Source organism: Adhaeribacter arboris (assembly GCF_003023845.1).
Taxonomy (GTDB): domain Bacteria; phylum Bacteroidota; class Bacteroidia; order Cytophagales; family Hymenobacteraceae; genus Adhaeribacter; species Adhaeribacter arboris.
Map to the genome: position 1 here is coordinate 1567687 of NZ_PYFT01000001.1, position 19267 is coordinate 1586953.

The 19267-nt window shown below is 41.7% G+C and carries 15 protein-coding genes; 7 read left to right on the forward strand and 8 right to left on the reverse strand.

The window, feature by feature from the left end; genetic code table 11:
• Positions 1 to 31: 31 nt before the first annotated feature.
• The 4 genes from AHMF7605_RS06525 to AHMF7605_RS06540 form a co-directional block, all read right to left on the reverse strand.
• A complete protein-coding gene (locus AHMF7605_RS06525; protein WP_106927599.1) occupies positions 32 to 1072 on the reverse strand; it encodes a sialidase family protein in 1041 nt (346 codons plus the stop codon).
• Between the two features lie 117 nt (positions 1073 to 1189).
• A complete protein-coding gene (locus AHMF7605_RS06530) occupies positions 1190 to 2665 on the reverse strand; it encodes an IPT/TIG domain-containing protein (RefSeq protein WP_158267460.1) in 1476 nt (491 codons plus the stop codon).
• Positions 2666 to 2788: 123 nt separating this feature from the next.
• On the reverse strand, positions 2789 to 3388 hold the full coding sequence (locus AHMF7605_RS06535) for a hypothetical protein (protein WP_106927603.1): 600 nt from the start codon (positions 3386 to 3388) through the stop codon (positions 2789 to 2791).
• Positions 3385 to 4662 carry a hypothetical protein gene (locus AHMF7605_RS06540; protein ID WP_158267461.1) on the reverse strand — a complete coding sequence of 426 codons (1278 nt, stop codon included), beginning with the start codon at positions 4660 to 4662 and terminating at the stop codon, positions 3385 to 3387. Before AHMF7605_RS06540 ends, AHMF7605_RS06535 begins: the two co-directional genes overlap by 4 nt.
• A 351-nt stretch (positions 4663 to 5013) precedes the next feature.
• Between AHMF7605_RS06540 and AHMF7605_RS06545 the strand changes: the two genes are divergently transcribed.
• Complete coding sequence (locus tag AHMF7605_RS06545) at positions 5014 to 6651, forward strand: M28 family peptidase (RefSeq protein WP_106933370.1); 1638 nt, start codon at positions 5014 to 5016, stop codon at positions 6649 to 6651.
• A gap of 361 nt (positions 6652 to 7012) precedes the next feature.
• On the opposite strand, the gene AHMF7605_RS06550 is transcribed toward AHMF7605_RS06545, so the two are convergent.
• On the reverse strand, positions 7013 to 7672 hold the full coding sequence (locus AHMF7605_RS06550) for a PepSY-like domain-containing protein (RefSeq protein ID WP_106927607.1): 660 nt from the start codon (positions 7670 to 7672) through the stop codon (positions 7013 to 7015).
• Positions 7673 to 8308: 636 nt separating this feature from the next.
• Between AHMF7605_RS06550 and AHMF7605_RS06555 the strand changes: the two genes are divergently transcribed.
• From AHMF7605_RS06555 to AHMF7605_RS06565, 3 genes are read left to right on the forward strand one after another with little or no spacing between them, the layout of a single operon-like run.
• Positions 8309 to 8902, forward strand: coding sequence for an RNA polymerase sigma factor (locus AHMF7605_RS06555; RefSeq protein WP_106927609.1), 594 nt, complete (start codon positions 8309 to 8311; stop codon positions 8900 to 8902).
• Positions 8883 to 10247: a porin family protein gene (locus tag AHMF7605_RS06560; RefSeq protein WP_106927611.1), complete on the forward strand. Its 1365-nt coding sequence runs from the start codon at positions 8883 to 8885 to the stop codon at positions 10245 to 10247. Before AHMF7605_RS06555 ends, AHMF7605_RS06560 begins: the two co-directional genes overlap by 20 nt.
• 47 nt (positions 10248 to 10294) lie before the next feature.
• Positions 10295 to 11050, forward strand: coding sequence for a DUF6503 family protein (locus tag AHMF7605_RS06565; RefSeq protein ID WP_106927613.1), 756 nt, complete (start codon positions 10295 to 10297; stop codon positions 11048 to 11050).
• Positions 11051 to 11517: 467 nt separating this feature from the next.
• Here AHMF7605_RS06565 and AHMF7605_RS06575 read toward each other — a convergent pair whose 3' ends face one another.
• The gene (locus AHMF7605_RS06575) at positions 11518 to 14271 is read right to left on the reverse strand and encodes a TonB-dependent receptor (RefSeq protein WP_106927617.1); all 2754 of its coding nucleotides are present in this window, start codon (positions 14269 to 14271) and stop codon (positions 11518 to 11520) included.
• A gap of 64 nt (positions 14272 to 14335) precedes the next feature.
• Positions 14336 to 14689: a winged helix-turn-helix domain-containing protein gene (locus AHMF7605_RS06580; RefSeq protein ID WP_106927619.1), complete on the reverse strand. Its 354-nt coding sequence runs from the start codon at positions 14687 to 14689 to the stop codon at positions 14336 to 14338.
• Positions 14690 to 15197: 508 nt separating this feature from the next.
• Here AHMF7605_RS06580 and AHMF7605_RS06585 point away from each other — a divergent pair.
• Positions 15198 to 16964, forward strand: coding sequence for a chloride channel protein (locus AHMF7605_RS06585; protein WP_106927621.1), 1767 nt, complete (start codon positions 15198 to 15200; stop codon positions 16962 to 16964).
• Positions 16965 to 17401: 437 nt separating this feature from the next.
• Positions 17402 to 18145: an endonuclease gene (locus AHMF7605_RS06590; RefSeq protein ID WP_106927623.1), complete on the forward strand. Its 744-nt coding sequence runs from the start codon at positions 17402 to 17404 to the stop codon at positions 18143 to 18145.
• A gap of 140 nt (positions 18146 to 18285) precedes the next feature.
• Here the strand turns inward: AHMF7605_RS06590 and AHMF7605_RS06595 are convergent, their stop codons facing one another.
• The gene (locus AHMF7605_RS06595) at positions 18286 to 18516 is read right to left on the reverse strand and encodes a hypothetical protein (RefSeq protein WP_106927625.1); all 231 of its coding nucleotides are present in this window, start codon (positions 18514 to 18516) and stop codon (positions 18286 to 18288) included.
• A 306-nt stretch (positions 18517 to 18822) separates the two neighbouring features.
• Between AHMF7605_RS06595 and AHMF7605_RS06600 the strand changes: the two genes are divergently transcribed.
• Entirely contained in the window at positions 18823 to 19104 is a 282-nt protein-coding gene (locus AHMF7605_RS06600; protein ID WP_106927627.1) for a hypothetical protein, read from the forward strand.
• Positions 19105 to 19267: the final 163 nt, after the last annotated feature.

The following is a 19267-nucleotide window of genomic DNA, read 5'->3' on the forward strand; positions in this document are numbered from 1 at the left end:
TTACAAAAATTTTTAAAATGAAGCGGAATTTCTACCTCTTACTTTTTTCGCTGAGCACCACGTGTTTTATATTTTTCCGGTCGTAGGTATAGGTAAGGTGTACTTTCCCATCTTGGGTTTGTATTACGGCCGGATAGCTAAATTCACCCTCTGGTTTATCTTCCAAAGTAATAATGTCGTTCCACTGCTGGCCATCTTTCGAAATGGCTACGCTTAGTTTAGCCCGGCCTTTCGACCATTCGCTGCCCCGGATGGTCGGATTATACACCAACATTTGTAAGCCACTTTTTAGAGTAACGGCATCGGTGCCGGAGTTTGGATTGAGTAAATTGGTTTTAGTTAGCGGCCCCCAGGATTTACCATTGTCGTTTGACCAAGCTTCCACAATCCGGTCGTGCTTACTCCGGCACAAGAGCTGTAAACGGTTGTTCGGGTAAAACAAAATACTGGGCTGAATAACGTCTAGTGAAGTAGTGGGATCAACAGAGATTATTTGCCAGGTTTTACCTAAGTCCGTGGATTTTTCCAAGTGTACCCGCCACTTATCGTTGGTTTCGGTGCTGGTGGGAGATAATATGGTACCATCGGCCAGTTGCACGGGTTTGTTTTTGATGGGTCCTAATGTACCCTCCGGTAATCGTTCCGGTTTGGACCAGGTTTGGCCGTTATTGGTGGAAGTTTTAACCATCCCCCACCACTCGCTCGGCGACGGACCTACTTTGTAAAACAGGAAAAGCTTGCCTTCTTTCGCTTTAAAAAGTACCGGATTCCAACAAGGATAGCGTAAAGTATCGTTTATTATACCATCGGCCATTAAAGTAGGTTTGCTCCACTTCCCGTTTTCCTGAACGGCCAGCCAGATTTTTACGTCCGGGTGCCGCTCGTGGGTGCCGCCAAACCAGGCGACCAATAATTTGCCGGGTTTAATTTCTACTAAGCTAGAAGCGTGGCACTGAGCAAAAGGCGGATTTTGAAAAATTAACTCTTCTTTTTCCTTTTGCCAGGCGCTTTGCCCCAAAACGGTGGCAGCAGTAGAAAATAATATTCCGAAAATGGCCGATAGAAGCTTCATAGTGGCTCCAAGTTATTCGGATAATTTAGAAAATTTAGAATAATTTCAATTTTTCACCTCAACCAGGCAAAAAGGCGCGTACTAATTGCTGTTTTACTTTTCTTCATTTTAAAATTGCTATTCTATACAAACGCCTAAAAAACTAAAATTTTCCCCGGATTGAGTGATAATACCGTTTACTTCAACGGTAATAGGACCACTGCCGGCGCTAAATGGAACTTCCACCTCAAGCTCAGTGGACGACGCAGATCTTACTAAAGCTTGTACACCATTAAACCGGACTATATTCTCCGTTGCATTAGCGCTAAATCCATACCCGGTAATACTAACAGGTGTAAAGCACGTTCCTTCATTGGGTGAGAAATTGGTTATGGCAAGATAGGTAAAAAGCCTGCTGTTGCTGATTTTAGATTTAACCTGAACCGTAACGTTCACGGGACCGCCACCTTGGGGTTCAGGTGGCACAACTACTATCAACTGGTTGGCGGAAGCAGCTTGTACATTGGCCGGAACTTTCCCAAAAAACACATTATTTTCATTTAGTACTTCGCTAAAACCAGATCCGTTTAGAGTAATAATTATTCCGGATGGCCCACTGGAAGCAGATAAATCAGAAATAATGACATCTGGCTGCAAATAATCAAACGGAACACTGTTACTTTTTTTGGCCTTTACCTGAACCGTTACCGCAACCTGGCCGCCTAAGCTTGGTCCCGGCGGTACTATTACTGTGAGTTGCGTAGTAGTAGCCGTTTGTACCTCAGCTGGTACGTTGGCAAACATTACCGTATTACCAGTCGCAATTCCGGCAAATCCGGAACCATTGATTGTGACAAGAGTGCCGCCAAATGCACTAGACGGCGACAAATCCGCAATAACTACGTCGGCCTGGTTCACCGGTGAATTAGTGTCTTGGAAAATTCGAATGGTGCCGGGATTGGCTACCTTGTCGTCCGGATCAGCGCCTTTTTCCAACATTATCATACATTTGGTAATATTGGTTACTTCGTCTACTTCCGGAAAATTAGAAACCGTACCGGAGATAATCCAAATAGCGTTGTATGAAATCTGGTCGAAACGAGCGGTTTGCGTTTTAAAAAAAATCGTAAAATTATTCCCTTTGCCGGTTACGTAACCCGTACCCGAGCCGGTATCCATACCTCTGGGATATTCCGGAAAGTTAGGGTCGCCCACCGAAGTATACGAAATATTTGCCGCGAAGCTGTTATCCGGGTTGCGGGTAATTTGAATAGATTGCTCGTATTTTCCGTAACTCGAACCTTGATTACCCGCATTCTTATCATCATAAATGCAGTTGTGTTCAATGGTAAAATTTAGCGCTCCGTTAGTAGAACCATTGGGTAAATATATTTCGGGCGGCTGGGTACCTTCCTGAATAACCATGCCCTTTTCTTTCATTTTATCCAACACTTTTTCGGCATCCAATTTTTCGGTAATAAATATATCATTTAAAATACCTACCGGAATATCGTACTTCGAACTGGTTAATGGCACTGGATCGGGATCATCTTCTTTGGAACAACCGTTAAACAATAAAAACACTAAGCCCAGTAGCAGGTAAGTTCGGTTCAAAATAGCGGGAGCTTGCATATATTTTTCCAGTCTGATAGAATTAACGAAAGATGAATATTTTGAAAACCTGGACTAAGAACGACCGATTCTGAAAAATGAACCGGCAGACTGGGAGTAATAAAGCTATTGGCCGGAAACCGCTTTCGTGTGTTTCATCGTGGTTCTACCATAATGCACCACCAAAACTTCGAGGAGAACGGAAATAATACCCACAAAAAATATAATGGTCAGGGAATAACTGGCTATTAACTTTAAGGTATTATCCGTGATGGATTGTTCGGTCCAGACCAGGTGTTTTTTTTTCGGGCCCCCAAATCCTTCGAAAACTAGATCCTCATCGGAGGTAATGCGTGGATTTTCATTTTTAAACTTTAGAGCCTGAGCCGTGTATTCGTACCCTTTTACATAGTAACTCACCTTGTTATTAAAATCAGAATAAGAGAAGGTTCCTTCCATGAAAAATTTGGTATGCAAATACACGGTAGTGATCAACCCTAAAAAGAACAGCACACAAACAATTTTAACAATATTTTTCATGCGGGTAGTCCATTTTCCTTTTAATAAAAAGGATACTAAGAGATTAACCACTAACCCAATAAGACTGGCTAAGGCGGTGTAATACCAGGTCATTTCATCAATTACCAATAACTTAGAAAGGGCATTGCCAAATAGCCCAAAAAGGATGCTCATGAACAAGGCCCGGTATTGTAATAACTTAATCATTTGGTTACATAAATCACGACTTTAATCAAGTCATTTATTCGTTCTTCCCGGCTGTTCTGGAAAGCCTCTCTAAAATCGATTAAGGGATGCTGCAAAGGAACTACTTTATTGTTGCTATCTTTTACCACAAAGTAAAACTTAGCCGGTGGTAACAAAGCCGTAGCGTACGTAGCCGGCTCCGATAAATGATGGTATGCTTCCGGGTCGCTTCTTAAAGCCGGGAGAGCATATTGAATAAAGTATTGCTTCTCTACTTCCGGGCCCTTAACAATTGGCTTTCCCGTTTCATTCAGCTTATAAATCGCAAAAGCAAATCCTTGCAGCATGTTAGTTTTAGTAGGGTTGTCGGGGCGAGCAGCGGCGGAAATGGAACTCTCCGGCAGTAAGGTATTGCTGGGAGGGAGAAGAAGATTTGAAGCCGCAAAATTGACGGAATTGGAATCCCGGGAAGCATATAACTTTCTCTCCTTTTCGGGTAAGTTATTAAAATAAAGGCGGCCACTTTTTTCAGGAATTTGGTTTTCCTTAACCTCCGGTAAAATTAACTCCGTTAAATTCTGCAGAATTTCCCGCAGAAAATTAGAATCTACGTCGCCCCAAATTTTAGTAGAAATTGTCCGCGAAATAGTTTTGTTTAAAGCCCGGAATAAATCGGTTACTAACTGCGACTTTATCGCGTTGGTTTCTGCTTTATTTGTTTCGTGCGCGGTAATAATTCTCTCGATTTTGGTGAGAGTAGAATTAACGCTATCCAGATTAAAGTTAAATTTATTCGCATTTTTGAAGGAAATCTTGGTTTTGCGGTAAGTTTTAAGACCAGACTTATATAAATTAATTTGCTGTTTCAAATCGGCTGGAAGCGTGGTAGTGGTTTGCGCATTGGGACCACTCGTATTTATTTGCTCTTTGGGTACTTCCGGAAAATCGGGGTTATTTAATTTTTGCCGCGCCCGAATAACTTCCGACCGGTTTAAACGAGGATTAAGTTTTTGCATTAAGTCCAACGCGTCGGGGGTAGGTAAAATATTGTGCCGTAATAAATAGGTTGGCAGATAATCCCGGACTGGAATTTTAGGACCGCGTAGCTTTAACATGTACAAACTGGCTGCTCCGCCTAAGGCCACTCCACCCCCAATAAGGATAGGGGTTAAATTAGGACCTGGGGGTGAAGGATTAGGTCCGCCCGTAGGTGGCTTTTGCGCCATAACACTTACACTCTGAACCAGTAATACCAGTACCAGAAAGTAAATTTTGGCAGAATGTAACCGGGGCATATTCATAATTTTAAAAATTTAAGCTGAATACTGGAATAGCAGTTCTGCAAGACAAAACCTGCTACTTATCTAAGCCAGCTGCTTCATCAGCAGCCGTTTAGTAACTAAAGATAGGTATATAAATATAAGATATTTTTATCATCAAATCACGTTTTATCCAAAAAAATAAAATTTTAAGCCAATTTTTTAAGAAAATACCGGCTACCCGCATTAATACGGGTTCTGGACTTGTTAAAACCCTGGGGTAATAGAAGAATGGCGTCCGTCTAACGTTTAACGGATCTTTGCGTAATGCCAATAAAAATTATTTTTGCGCTTAATTTGTGTTACTTGGTTTTCTGCCCTAATTCTATGAAAGTACCTCACCTTATTTTCTATTTCTGTTTTCTCCTGACGGGCACCGGCGTGGCGCAAACTTTAAAACCAGACAAAAATATCGAACAGGTTTTGCAAGTGGTGGATCCTAAAAATATTGAAGCGCACGTCCGCTATTTGGCGGATGATCGTTTACTAGGCCGCTTACCCGGTACCCCGGGCTATAAAATGGCCATGGATTACGTGGTGAGTCAGTTTAAAGCTGCCGGGGTGGAGCCGGCCGGTGAAAATGGTAGTTACCTGCAGCTGGTTCGGTTACGCAAAGCTTTCACCGGTAAAGAAGCTAGTTTTGCCTTATCGGATAAAAACGGGAAACAAGAAACGCTTCAAAGTGGCACCGATTTTATTTTATACCCGCATTTCGAAAATCCGCAAGTTAACCTGGCGGCTTCCCTGGCTTTTGTGGGCTCCGGCATTAGTGCCCCGGAACTGGGCTACGACGATTACGCTGGCATGAATGTTACCGGTAAAGTGGTGGTAGTCCGGCGCGGCGCTCCCCGGAGTTTTCCCTCCAGCGTGGCTGCTAGCAGCATGAACCTAAATACCATTTTAAATACGGCCCTTCAACACGGAGCCGTAGGGGTTATTATGGCATCCGCCAGTAACCAGTTGCGGGAATTACACGGGGTAAACAGTGTCCGTTTTCCGGATGGCAAAATTGCGGCAGCGGGTAGTTACGTTTCCGATAAAATAAAACTGTTGAGTCTCTTTAGCCGGCGGCGCTTTAACCAACTTTTACTCAATGCCGGTTTAGATACCAGTCAAGTTTACGCTTCCTTAACCGCCGGAAAACCAGCATCAGCCAACTTGCCCAACCAGATAAAGGTATCGTACCAAAACACGTATCAGGATTTCGACAGCTACAACGTAATCGGAAAAATTACCGGCTCCGATGCTACCCTAAAAAGTGAATACGTGTTGCACACCGCTCACCTGGACCACATGGGCATTAGTACCCCGGTAAAAGGCGATTCAATTTATAACGGCGCCCACGACAATGCTTCGGGCGTGGCTTGTTTGCTCGAGATTTCAAAAATGTACGCTAAACTGAAAGTAAAACCCAAGCGTTCTATTTTAATTGCGTTGGTAACCGGCGAAGAAATGGGTTTACTCGGCTCTTCCTACTTAGCGGTAAGACCCGTAGTACCAGCTAAAAACATAGTAGCCAACATTAATACCGATATGCCTACGCTTATTGCCCCGTTACTCTCGGTGGTAGCCCTAGGCGCCGAACATTCCACGCTTTACAATCCGGTAAAAGAAGCGGCAGCTTACCTGAATTTAGCCGTAGAACCTGACCCGGAACCCGAGCAAAACCGGTTTGTGCGCAGCGATCAGTACAGCTTTGTGCGGCAAGGCATACCGGCTCTGCACATTAAATACGGCAACAAAACTACTGATGGCGCCAATAATTTAAACAAAACCGTGCAGCAATGGCGCGCAACTTATTACCACAAACCCCAGGACGATAGCAATGGCATTTTTGATTTTAACGCGGGGAAAGTTTACACGCAGCTTAATTTTTTAATTAGCTACCAGGTAGCTCAAAATTCCTCCCGGCCCGCTTGGAACCCCGCTAGTTTCTTTTCTAAAAATGCTGCCTCAGACAAATAATTTACCAGTAATTTTGGCATTAGAAAAATTAAGGAAAGTTGCTTAGGAGCAGTAAGGTTAGTCGGTAAAAGTTGATGAATCAGTAAAACTTATTTTGAAGAGATAGCTTATTGGATAAATAATTATTTGTTTTTGAAGCCTGTACCATTCATTAAACATTATTGCTGATTCGGATTGATCCGTAACTGGATTACGTCTCGTCTTGATGTTTACTTTTTAAATCAATTTGATTTTAGACTAAAAAATAAAAGGGTAGTAAAACCACCCTTTATTTTCGAAAAATAATCACATTAGAAATGTAAGCTTTACTTTTATTCAAACAGGTTCTTTTATACTAACCAGAAATTAACCGGAATATTTATTAATGGCGCCCTTTGCCATGACCGCGCGGCAGGTCTTTTACGGTTACTTCGCTGGTAAATGCACCGGCCGCATCAAATACTAACCCGGCTACGGTAGCATCCGATTTTTTGATTAATACCAGCGTGTTACCCTGAGCATCTTTAATGGCTTTTTCGATGGTGGCACCGGCGTAATTCGTACTGATGTAAGTAGTTACTTCCGTTGGCAATTCACTTATTGTTACCGGGGTGCCGTGGGTAGCGCGGTGGCTTTTTTCGCTCACAAAAGTACCATTAGCATCAAAGAACAAACCAACCAAGGTACCGTCCGATTTTTTCACGTGCAAAATATACCCCCTATTGTTGGCTTTACCCGCTCTTTCAACGGTAGCTCCCGCGTAATTTTCTGCTACGTAAGCCGTAATGGCGGCAGGCAAATCGGTTACTTCTACCTCCTCCACCTGGCAATTCTTCCCGCTACCCCCGTGGTGATGGCCGCGACCGTAATGGGTACTATCCGGCGCCGTAGAATCGGCAACGGCGCTGGTAGCTAACAAAGCAAATTCCAGAGAGGAGGTATCGTCGTTCGGAATACTAGTGGAGTCAGCCTCATTTTTTTCGCATCCAGACAAAGCAATCGTGCATCCTACCAGGACGGCAAATAGTGATCTTAATTTCATTTTTTTAAATTAATTAGTTAGAGATAATTTACAGATAGTAGGGCGGCCGGCAATACTGGTAAAGGTTAATGCATAAAAAAATTTACGTTGTTATTAGTCCCGAAAGATTATTCTGACCGGGTTTATTTAAGATTACGCCGAGTCTTTAACTGGGCGTTGCCTGCTATTTTTATTTTTTTGAAAAAATTTTTAGAGTCTGGAAAAAAGATGAAATAAAAAACGCAAATCTTAATTCTAGCGCCTTGATTATTAATAAGTAACCTTATCCATATATTTTTAAATTTAATTTATTGAAAATATAAATTAGTGCTGTTCCATTTACCTTGCTGGTCCGAGCACTTATTAACCCAATTTGTCATCCAAGCTTAATACAAGAATTTGTTCTGGTTTTTAATTTTATTTTAACTAAAGGCAGCGAATTGCCCCTGCACTTGCGTAAGGTTAACAAAGGCAGCAAGACTGATTCGGTTAAAACAAGGAACAGATCATTAAAAAATTGTTGGCTTGAACTAGTTGGGTAACAATAATTATATCCGGAAAGTGTTTCATTAAAAAATATCTTCCCAAAATTGATCAGACTAAAAGTTAAGCAATGTTATTAGCCTGATTCGTTGATTTTCACTAGCTTATTGCCCCGTGTTTTTTAGAAAAAACAGCAAGACATTTGATTTACAGGATGCGCTGGATGGTTGCCTGAAAGGTAAACAAAAGGCGCAAAAGAAATTGTATGAGCAATACTATTCTTTTGCCAAAGGAATTTGTCTGCGCTATGCGGCCAACCAGGAAGAAGCCGAAGAAATGGTGAACGATGGCTTTTTAAGAGTATTTGCCAAACTGGAGCTTTACGATCGTTCCCAAACCTTCGAGGCCTGGTTCCGAACGGTAGTGGTACGAACCAGTATTGATTACTTCCGGCGCAATCATAGCAAAATAGTTTTAATGGATATTCAGGAGGCGCCCGAGGTAGAATTTGAGGATGCTTTACTCGAGAAATTATCTGCTGCCGAAATCATGGAACTGGTACAAAAATTACCTCCGGCTTACCGGACCGTATTTTCGCTTTTTGTGGTGGAAGGGTATAATCACGCCGAAATAGGAGAAATGTTAGACATTAACGAAGGTACTTCCCGGTCTAACCTGGCGAAAGCCCGCGGGAAGTTACAGGATTGGATCCAAGTTTATCTATCCGAATCTAAAAAACAAGCTAACTATGTCCAGCGAGCAATTTGATAAAAAAATCAAAAGCAAACTCGAGGAGGTGCAGCCACCTTACCGGGAACAAGCCTGGAAGAATTTTAAAAGTTTACTTCCGGCCCCGTGGTACGTTGCCTTATTTCAGCAATATGGTAGCTGGTTGTATTCCGCAGTGGGTACCGTAGCCATTGTAACCACCTCGTATTTGTACTATCAGGAAAACAAAGAAAACAAACAATTGCATGCAAAAATTAGTACCCTTCAATCTCAAATAGCACAATCCGAAACAACTTCTACGCTTCCATCAGCCAAAATACCTTGGGATACTGTACCAGCTGTTCCACCTAAACAACCAGCGCAACTCGTGCAAACGGAAATACAAGAAGTGCCCGCGGTTGAAAGATTAGATATAAAAACTAAGGCGAAGGCTAATAGATTTTCTCCTCTTGCTCCTTCTAACCAAACTACTGATAAAGGTAAACTTATCGGTAATGCAACAAAAAGAATATCAGCGCCTAAAATAACCCCTAATAAGGTAGCCGAATCATTCGGCCCAGCTAAATCAAACCAGGGAAGTGCGGTAAAAGGAAATGCTGAAATAACTGTACCAGCCGCTACGGACAGTATTCAAACTCCTGCTTTAGATGGAACTACGGTAACCCAGCAAAAAGATCCGGCGGTTTTACCTAAATCTCCACCCGATAGTAGCGCCACTACAGCAAAAACGGATTCCACGCATTCTCCTCCTGCTCCGGAAACTATAAAGCCGGAAAAGTCTTCTCGCATTAGTTTGGTGCAGGCCCGTGTGGGCCTGCATTCCGATTTTAACGGTTTTCGTAAAGTTGCTGTGGGTCCGGTCTTCGAAGTTTTTTTGGGTAGGAATATAAGTTTAAATGCCGGTCTATTATTTAGTTCTCCCGAAGAAAGAAGATTGCCTTTGCCCCGCGATTTTAACATGGCTACGGGCCGGCGCTTCGAAGATCAGTACCGCAAACACATTCCGCGCAACGATCGCTTACAAGGCATTGTCGTAAATACCTCCGTAGTGCAGCTGCCCCTTACTTTTCATTATTATGTGCCGGTTAACGAAAGATTATCCTTTATGGCCTTGGCTGGAACTCAGTTAAATGTATCGGTTTATCAAACGGTAGAGTTTCGAAGCTTTTTTGCCGGCGAAGAACAATTAAATAAATTTGAAACCAGGTACAAGACCCAAACTTTTAACAATTTATATTACGGCGTAGGCTTGCAGTACAAATTTGGCCGGTTAGTAGGCCAGCTTAATCCTTATTTGCAGACGTTTTACCGGGAGCCGGATTACTTTAATCAAAGCAAGAAGTTCGGCCTTAATGCTGCTTTGAAATTTAATTTAAAAAAGTAGCTTTGTTGAAACTTAAAAGTAAGCTGAATAGGAAATAATCAGGAAACATGCGCTTCAATCCATTCATTTTACTTATTTTTCTTTTATTCATAGCTTGTCAATCCCGCCAAAACAAACCGGGAACCTCCACCGACAAGGCGCAGGAAATACTAGATAAAGCCATTAAAGTACACGGCGGTAGTAAATTCGAAAACTTAGATTTAGCGTTCGATTTCCGGGAAAGGCACTACGAAGCGCAACGACGGAATGGTCTCTTTACTTATACCCGTGCTTTCACCGATTCTACCGGCCAGGTAAAAGATATTTTAAAGAACAATAGCTTTACCCGCTACATCAACGGACAGGTAAAAACTTTGCCCGACGAACGGGTGAAAGCATTTACTGCTTCCATCAATTCCGTCATTTATTTTGCTTTATTGCCCTATGGTTTAAACGATCCGGCGGTAAATAAAGAGTTGTTAGATACAGTTATAATCCGGAATATTCCTTATTATAAAATCAAAGTTACTTTTAACCAAGAAGGGGGCGGTGCCGATTTTCAAGATAAATTCTTGTATTATATCAACCAGAATACCAGCACAATGGATTATTTCGCCTACACCTACGCTACCGAAGGCGGCGGTATCCGCTTTCGACAAGCCATAAATCCGCGCGAAATAGGTAGCATTCGTTTTCAGGATTATATTAATTATGAATCGGTGGGAAAAATTAATTTCTGGCAGATTGAAAAATTATTCGAAACCGGCCAGTTAAAAGAATTCTCCCGCATTGAGCTAAAAAACATTCAAGTGTCTAATCCATAGTCCACAGACGATAGTCCGTAGTTGTTTAACTATTAGCTTTGGAGCACTGTTAAGCCTTCAGTGTTTTAGCACCACTATGGCGCGGAAGTTACTTCCGTGTTTTTCTATTTAAAGCAAGTCCTTGGTAGGCTAACAACTAAAAGAGTGCTTTACAAAGCAGCGAAGGTAGTGGTGGGGCAAGGCCCGGAAGTAACTTCCGCGCCATAATGAGCCATCTTAAAAGAATTCAGAAGGCTAAGAGTAAACTTCACCAGTTTGACTATGGAGGGCCTTTTAGCGTTCCGGTGCTGCGGAGCAGCATGGCGCAACGCAGTGAGCCAAGGTTCGCTAAACCGCCCGAGAGAGTGAAACGAGGTCCGCCGGTAAGGAGGCTAACAAGGACTGATGAACCGTATCCGCACCTAGAAATGGAGATTGGAACAGGCTCCATCAAAAATTAATTAATAAACTGTATTCAATTATTACGTTTACAACAATTCATCAAACACCACCGAAACGTAATACAAACCGCCAATAGATGGACCCGCTACCATCTGGTTATAATACTGATTCAAGATGTTAGTGCCCCCTACTTTCCATTGTAGCTTTAATTGGGGAACTCTAAAACTAACCTGGGCATCCAAGTTGTGGTAAGCGGGCACCGGACCAGTTCCGAGGGAAGATTGCCACAGAAAAGCATCTTGCCAGTGCCAGTTCACCTGAAAACCTACATTTTTAAAAATCTTCGGGTTGCCCAAGCTCACATTAGAAATCCATTGCGGCGTATTAAAAGCCTCTTCCAAACCATCATTAAATTTTTTCCGGTAAAGTTTGGCGTAGCTCAGGTTTCCGCTAAAGGTAAACTGGCGCCAGAAGTTGTATTTTACCCCTAACGAAGAACCATAATTATACACCGTGCCCGAAGAGTTCGTCCAAAGCCGATAGCGATCTTGTTTGCTTTTATCGTAGAAGTAAAACGGAATCGAATCAGGAGTAACCGTGCGGCGGGAAATTTGATTTACTTCGACCTGGGCAATAAAATGGTTATAAAAATTAAAATAAAAATCACCGTCCACCAACAAGCGATCATTCCAATAAAGACCTTTGTAGCCTAGTTCCAGTGAATTAATTCTTTCCGGCTGAATGTAATCGTAGGGTGATTTCTTCAATAAACTGGCCCGGTTAGTAATAGCCTGCGCCAAAGGCACACTCTTCTGATTAACGTCCTGGTTAACCGCCGCTTGAAAAGCATCGATGGAAGAGCGAATGTAACTGTCTTCAAAAATACCGTTCGACATTAAACGCAGGCCACCAACCCGTTTCACGCCGCCGCTGTTTACGTTAGAAAAAGCTTCGAACAACGACGGAAAACGATAACCGTTTTGGTAGGAAATCCGCCAGAAATGTTTTTGCTGCAAATTATAAACCGCCGAAAACCTCGGGTTGAAAATACCCTTAAAGTACTCGTTCTTATCGTAACGCAGGGCCACGTTCAGTTGCAGATTATCGTTTAATAATTTTTTGGAAAGCTGGGCAAAGCCGCCGCCTTTGCGATACAATACGTTTTCACCTGACTCCACGGGATTAATAAAATAATTACCATCCGGAAAAACCGAGTATAAGCGGTAATCAAAACCCACCAGTAAATTCACCCACTTTACCGCCGAAGTAAAATCATATTGCCCTTCCGCGTGAAACAAACTAGCTTTAGTCCGCAGTGCCGCTCCCATATCCCAGTTATTGATGTTTGTAATTTGCGCCACCGCACTATCGTAGCGCACGGTTCCCGGCTGAAATCTTCCTTGGTCGGCAAAAGAACGAGCCAGTTGGTGGCTTTCGGGCAAACTGATACCTTGCTGTTGGCTGTTCAGGAAACGGGTACTATAATCCTTAAACCACGTATTATCACTTTTAAATTGCTTGTCCAGATTTTCGGCCAGCGAACGGATGTTGTACGATTTACCCGAAACTTCTCGGGTATAATACGTTCGCAATTGAAAAACCGGACTTTTGAGTTGCAGTACTTGTTGCGAAATACGGTAATCATTTAGTTTAAACCGGTTGGTTCGCTGGTAAACGTTATCTAATTGGCCAATTTTATATTGGTACGACGCTTCTAATTTATCCGTGAACCGGTAATGTAAAGCCAAATCGGCTTTTAGATTTTGCAGTTGGTAATCGGTAATATCTTTTTCGTAATAACCCGTGCGGGCCACCACGTAATTTTTTCCGTTTAAAGATAAGGTTCGCCGGTTAGAGCTTTCGTTGCCGTACGAACTAACGGGGTCGAGCGCCGGGTTTTGGTCGCCGAGTAAATTAACCGAAGCATTTGCCTTCGGATTTAAATCTTGCTGCTGATTGGCTATCCAGTCGAAGCCTTTAAAATAAGCTAAGTTTACTTTAAAAGCAAGTTTGGAATGAATGACCTTGGCATAACGCAAAGCAGTTTCGGAAAGTACGTGCGGTTTGGTCTGTGAATCGTTCAGGTGATTCAGGCCGGTACGTTGGTACACGCTCAAACCTTGAAAATCGAAGGGATTTTTGGTAAAAAAACTGACTAGTCCGTTTAAAGAATTTATGCCGTACAATGCCGAAGCCGTACCCGGAATAACTTCTAAACGTTCTACATCCAGTTCCGTAGGGCCAACGGCATTGGCAATGGAAGCCCCAATTACCGGAGCCTGGTTGTCCACGCCGTCCACCAATTGTAAAAACCGTACGTTGGTGGGATTGGTAAAACCGCGGGTATTAGGCACTTTAAACCCCAGACTGGCAGTAGTCATTTGCAGGCCTTTGACGCTTTCCAGGGCATCAAAAAAAGTAGGAGCAGGACTTTCGCGAAGAGCTTTGGCATCTAGTTGTTCGATGGTAATCGGTGATTCCAGGCGGCGCTCTTCGCGCCGCGAAGCCGAAATTACCACTTCGTTGGCCAAAACAGATTGCGGATTTAAATAAAATACCTGGTTGGTTTCGGCCGTAATAATTTGTTCCAAGGTCTGATATCCTACCGAACTTACCAGTAAAGTAACCGGAAATTCAATGACTGCTTTTAAAACAAAATTACCTTTTGCACTGGTACTTACACCTACTCGGGTTTCTTTTAGCCGGATGCTGGCAAATGGAATAGGTTTCTGGGTGGTGTAGTCGAGCACATTGCCTGATAAAGTAACCTGAGTCTGCGCCAGGCTCCCAAAAGAGATAAATAAAAACAAAGAACATAAACCACGGTAAAAATAGACCATATATAAAGTTTTTAAATAGCGTTATATTTGTAAATATATAACGCTATTTAAAAAACCCCAATTTTTACAGCAATTCTGTTTCTTTTTGCAAGAATTCCCGAAAGCGTTGTTGCAAATTTCGGTAGGTTTGCATGGCGTTTTTACCTTCTTCGGTAACTAAGGCCCCTCCCCCTTTCTTTCCTCCGGTTTGGGTAATTACCAAGGGTTGTTTGGCCTGGGTGTTCATGGAAGCAACTAAATCCCAGGCTTTTTTATAAGACATTTGCATGGCGCCAGCAGCTTTGGCAATAGAACCGAATTCGATTATTTTTTCCATTAATTCTACCCGGCCGGGACCTAAAAAACGATCCTGTTCACTTTCAACCCATAAGCGGCCACTTACCCGAAAAGCTAAATTATCGTTAAACAACTCTTTCATAAATTTTCTTTTAACAAGAGAGCGGTAAGTTAAGTATTTTCGTTTAACCCTAGGTTTCCTCCTGAAAACTTCATCGAAACTAATACATGAGAGCTTGCAGCTAATTATCCCTGCACGTCATTCTGCGAAAAACCACGCTTACGGATCAAAGATAATCTTACTATTAACGGAGTATTCTTACCGAAATGAGCCTAAAAAAAGACTTAGCATAAATACGATTAGTCGTACAGGTGATCATTAAAGTTACCCGTTAAAGCTGGCTACCAGGCAATACTTAGCTCAAACATCTAAGCCTTCTAAAAAAGAAGTAAGCCTAAAACAATAGAAATATAAATTATCGGCACCCTCTGGATACCAAAACTTCAATTGATTTGCTGTAAATATGAACGCCATAGCAATAAAAAAACTAGATTAGAGCCTAGGGTTTCTTACCTATTATTTTTAATTCTACATTTAGTAAATCCGCCAACCTACCAGAAGAAGGTTTAGAATTTAGTAATGGCTTAAAATGAGTAAACTCAACAAGTACCAAATTTTATTTTTTAAATGGCGTAAGCGGCAACAAAACAACCGCATGTTGCCTTTTTTGTTGAGTATTGTTACCGGTCTGGTGGTGGGCTTATCGGCCATTCTTATTAAAACCATTATTTCGTACATTGAAATTTACGCGGTTTATTTTTCGCCGAAAGTATTGTTCTTTTTCTTTCCGCTCATTGGTTTTTTTCTGGTTACTTTCCTGAATAAAACAATATTTAAAAACATAGCCTATTTCCAGGGTTCCCGGAACGCCATTGAAGCCATCGAACAAAAATCATCTATCATCAACTTTCGCCTGATTTATTCTAAGTTTCTGACCACGGGTTTAACCATTGGCTTTGGGGGGAGTTCCGGCGTGGAAGCCGCTATTATTACCACCGGATCGGCCATTGGCTCCAACATCGGCCAGTTTTTGGGCTTAGGGTATCGATTGCGTACTTTACTAATCGGGTGCGGGATTGCTGCCGGTATTTCGGCGGTATATAATGCTCCCACCGGTGGATTTATCTTTGCTCTCGAAACGGTACTGCCGGCTTTTACTCCTACTCTTTTAATACCCTTGCTGATTTCGGCGGCTACCGGTAAAATTTTGTTTGAATTTATAATGGGCGAACATTTGCGCTTCGAGTCGAAAATAACTTCGTTCCCGTATGATCAAATTCCGCTGATAATTATATTAGGAATTTTGGCTATGCTGATGGCCAGTTATTTGAGCAGTACTTATAGAGCTTGCGCCCGCTACTTTACCAAAATAAAAAACGATTATCTGCGGGCATTAACCGGAGGATTAGCTTTAGGTACGCTCATATTCTTTATTCCGCCCATGTACGGTGAAGGGTATATTAGTATTAATGCTTTGTTAAAGCAAGAGGAACAATCGCTTTTCTTAAATTCACCTTTTACTCAATTTTCAAATTTTGTTCCTTTCCGGCTGGTATTTTTTCTTTTCCTGACGCTCTTAAAACCGGTTAGTACGGGCATTTGCGTTAATTCTGGTGGCGAAGGCGGCTACTTTGCGCCTTCGTTAATTACCGGCGGATTTTTGGGTTATACTTTTTACAAAGTGGTGCTTTTACTATTTCCCACCCTCAACATAAATGCCGATACGTATATATTTATGGGAATGGCGGCCACTTTTGCCTGCGTGATGAATGCTCCGGTTACGGCTATTTTTCTCATTGCCGAAATTACCCAAAGCTATCAACTCTTTGTACCCTTAATGCTAATTTGTGCGGTATCATATTTCCTTAAATATTACAAAGAAAACCTGCGGCCGAAAGATGACCCGATAAGCGAAAAACAGAAATCATCCCGGTTAGACCGTATTATTTTAAATGAGTTAGATCTGGAACCCTTAATTGATAAGAATTACATTGAGGTAAAACCCACCGATACGCTCCGGACCATTGTTGAGAAATTTACGAGTGCCCAACGGAATATTCTGCTCGTTTTAAATCAAGCCGGCAACTTAGAAGGCATTATTACCTTAAACGAAATCCGGAAACAGCTGCAAAATACTTCTGGTTATGATTCTGTTTTCGCTCAAGATATCATGCAGCCGCCTACCTTATTGGTTGAAGCAGATGAATCCATTGCTGGTATAATGGAGAAGTTTGAAAAAAATAATATTTTTTATTTACCAGTGGTAAAGAAAGGGGTGTTTAAAGGCTTCATTTCTAAAAGTCAATTACTGGCGCAATACCGGGATGAACTTATGCGTAACAACCGCTTTTTCTAAAAAAGTGCTTAAATTTTTTCCCTTGCCAGTAGATAAAATTATAGATTTAGCGGTTTAGTTGCGGGTTTATCTGAGTAATCTAATACTAAATTTCAGTATAAAAAAGACGAACTAAGGGCAGTTTAACTTTGGAGCCTTTTCAAGTCTCCAGGCAATGGTGCTATCTTATTTGAGAAGTACCCTGTTTGCCTCATGGCCGGCGAGCCTCGTTTAACTCTCTCGGGCGGTTTAGCGAACCTTGGCTCGTTGCACTACGCCATGCTGCTGGGCAGCACCGTAACGCTAAAAGGCCCTCCATAGTCAAACTGGTGGCAATTCTATTTAGCTAACTAATTCAAATTAAAACCAGTTAATATGTCTTATGTGTTTCAATTCGGTATAAATACAAACTTAACAATGAAAGTCATATTTGTATTTTTTATTCTCTATAAGTTAAGATGCCTGAAGGTCCGCAAATAATTTTCCTGAAAGAACAGCTAGAACCTTTTATTGAGCAGGAAATCCTGGCAGCAAAGGGAACAGCTAAGAATATTCCTTATAGTGACTTACGGGGTAAGGTATTAACAGAAATTAAAACCTTTGGCAAAGAACTTCTATTGTGCTTTCCGGCTTTTACCCTGCGCCTACATCTAATGCTTTTTGGTAAATACGCCATTAACCATCAATCAAAACGGGAACTACAATTGGGGCTGGAATTTGTTACCGGCGAAGTTAATTTTTATGCCTGCGATTGCCGGCTTATTCATGAATCCTTAGATAAGGTATACGATTGGAGCACCGATGTCCTGCATCCTACTTTTGATTCGGACAAAGCTTTAGAGAAATTGTTTCGCCAACCCAAACGCCTAATCTGCGACGCCTTATTAGATCAAAAAATTTTAGCGGGAGTGGGAAACGGCATTAAAAATGAAATTTTGTTCCGCCGGCATATTCACCCGGCTAGTCTGGTTGGCCAAATTCCGGAGGCTGATTTAATATACTTAGTTCGAGATTGTGCTTCGTTTAGTGCCGAATACCTTTCCTGGAAACAAGAAGGTACTGAAAAAGAAAGCTGGCAAGTATACCGGCAAAATACCTGTCCGCGGGATCAGGTTCCTTTACGGAAAGAGAAAATTGGAAAGTCGGGCCGCTCGTGTTATTACTGCGAGAAGTGTCAGATTCTCTATTTATCTAATTCCTAGAAATTAACTATTAAAAGTAATCCTTTTTAAAACTTGGGACAGCTTGTTTAAAAGCTGTCCCAAGTTTTAAATCTAAAATTGTTTCTTAGCCTAGTAACAGGGCTACTTGTTCCAGTTAGGACAACTTTATTTTAAGCGGTTTACGCGCCACCCACTTTCTCCTGATCCGGTAATTCGTTGTAACCAGTCATTTCTTCTTTCGTGGTTTCCGTATTAGGGGTATATTCTTGTTCTTCTTTTTGGGCGTCCGGAGTACTGGCTTCTTCGGCGTTTTCTGCCTGGTTAGCCTCGGTACCACCCGTTACATTTTCACCTTCTTTCTCCACGTCTGGGGCCGGTATGTTATCGGTTTCTTGCGGGTTTGTGCTCATAGTTTTAAGTGTAGTTTAATTCTTTTATGGATATATAAGCGTAAACGGCACTTTAAGGTTTTCGTAAAGCAGGCAAATACTTTAGAATAAGTAGCCTTTAAAAAGTTTATCCGTAAAAATGAAGCTACAGTCAAAATTAAAGTTATTGTACAATTCTAATTTAAGCAGAGCAACTAAGCAAGGTGAATAACAAAATATAACAATTGCACATTTCTTCTCAGTAGATAATAAAAGCATTTATTACTTTTACAGTATCAAAACACAAACAAGAGATTAATTCCTAAACAAATAAAACAAAATCAATCCATGAAGAAATTAATACGAAAAGTTATTAACCCTTTTTTACCTTCTTACGAAGTAGTATGCACCAACTACCAACTAATTCCTGGTATGCCAGTTAATAAAAATCAATCTCGTCATTCTTTCGGAAAAGGTGCTTCGCAGGAAGCGGCGGCCTTTTACAGCAAAGTAATTTCGTCGGATTTAACAAAAATGATGGCTCCCGTAGAAATTGAATTAACCAAAAGAGGCAAGACTATTCAACAAGCCAAATTTGGGCCGGTTGAAAATTTCAAAAGAGCCGCTTAGTACTTTTCGTAAAAATTAATCAATCCAATCTAACCCTTCCGTTTCCGGCTAAACCGGAACGGAAGGGTTTATTATTTTACCCGCTTTTAGTTATTGTTTTTTCTCTTCTGTAATTTAATAATTACAAGAATACGTATACCCATTCCGGCACTTTTGCGTTTTT

What these genes read in the sequence shown, in the direction of transcription:
- AHMF7605_RS06525 (WP_106927599.1), bottom strand. Translation starts at nt 1,072, where the DNA reads ATGAAGCTTCTATCGGCCATTTTCGGAATATTATTTTCTACTGCTGCC.
- AHMF7605_RS06535 (WP_106927603.1), bottom strand. Translation starts at nt 3,388, where the DNA reads ATGATTAAGTTATTACAATACCGGGCCTTGTTCATGAGCATCCTTTTT.
- AHMF7605_RS06540 (WP_158267461.1), bottom strand. Translation starts at nt 4,662, where the DNA reads ATGCCCCGGTTACATTCTGCCAAAATTTACTTTCTGGTACTGGTATTA.
- AHMF7605_RS06545 (WP_106933370.1), top strand. Translation starts at nt 5,014, where the DNA reads ATGAAAGTACCTCACCTTATTTTCTATTTCTGTTTTCTCCTGACGGGC.
- AHMF7605_RS06550 (WP_106927607.1), bottom strand. Translation starts at nt 7,672, where the DNA reads ATGAAATTAAGATCACTATTTGCCGTCCTGGTAGGATGCACGATTGCT.
- AHMF7605_RS06560 (WP_106927611.1), top strand. Translation starts at nt 8,883, where the DNA reads ATGTCCAGCGAGCAATTTGATAAAAAAATCAAAAGCAAACTCGAGGAG.
- AHMF7605_RS06565 (WP_106927613.1), top strand. Translation starts at nt 10,295, where the DNA reads ATGCGCTTCAATCCATTCATTTTACTTATTTTTCTTTTATTCATAGCT.
- AHMF7605_RS06575 (WP_106927617.1), bottom strand. Translation starts at nt 14,271, where the DNA reads ATGGTCTATTTTTACCGTGGTTTATGTTCTTTGTTTTTATTTATCTCT.
- AHMF7605_RS06580 (WP_106927619.1), bottom strand. Translation starts at nt 14,689, where the DNA reads ATGAAAGAGTTGTTTAACGATAATTTAGCTTTTCGGGTAAGTGGCCGC.
- AHMF7605_RS06585 (WP_106927621.1), top strand. Translation starts at nt 15,198, where the DNA reads ATGAGTAAACTCAACAAGTACCAAATTTTATTTTTTAAATGGCGTAAG.
- AHMF7605_RS06590 (WP_106927623.1), top strand. Translation starts at nt 17,402, where the DNA reads ATGCCTGAAGGTCCGCAAATAATTTTCCTGAAAGAACAGCTAGAACCT.
- AHMF7605_RS06595 (WP_106927625.1), bottom strand. Translation starts at nt 18,516, where the DNA reads ATGAGCACAAACCCGCAAGAAACCGATAACATACCGGCCCCAGACGTG.
- AHMF7605_RS06600 (WP_106927627.1), top strand. Translation starts at nt 18,823, where the DNA reads ATGAAGAAATTAATACGAAAAGTTATTAACCCTTTTTTACCTTCTTAC.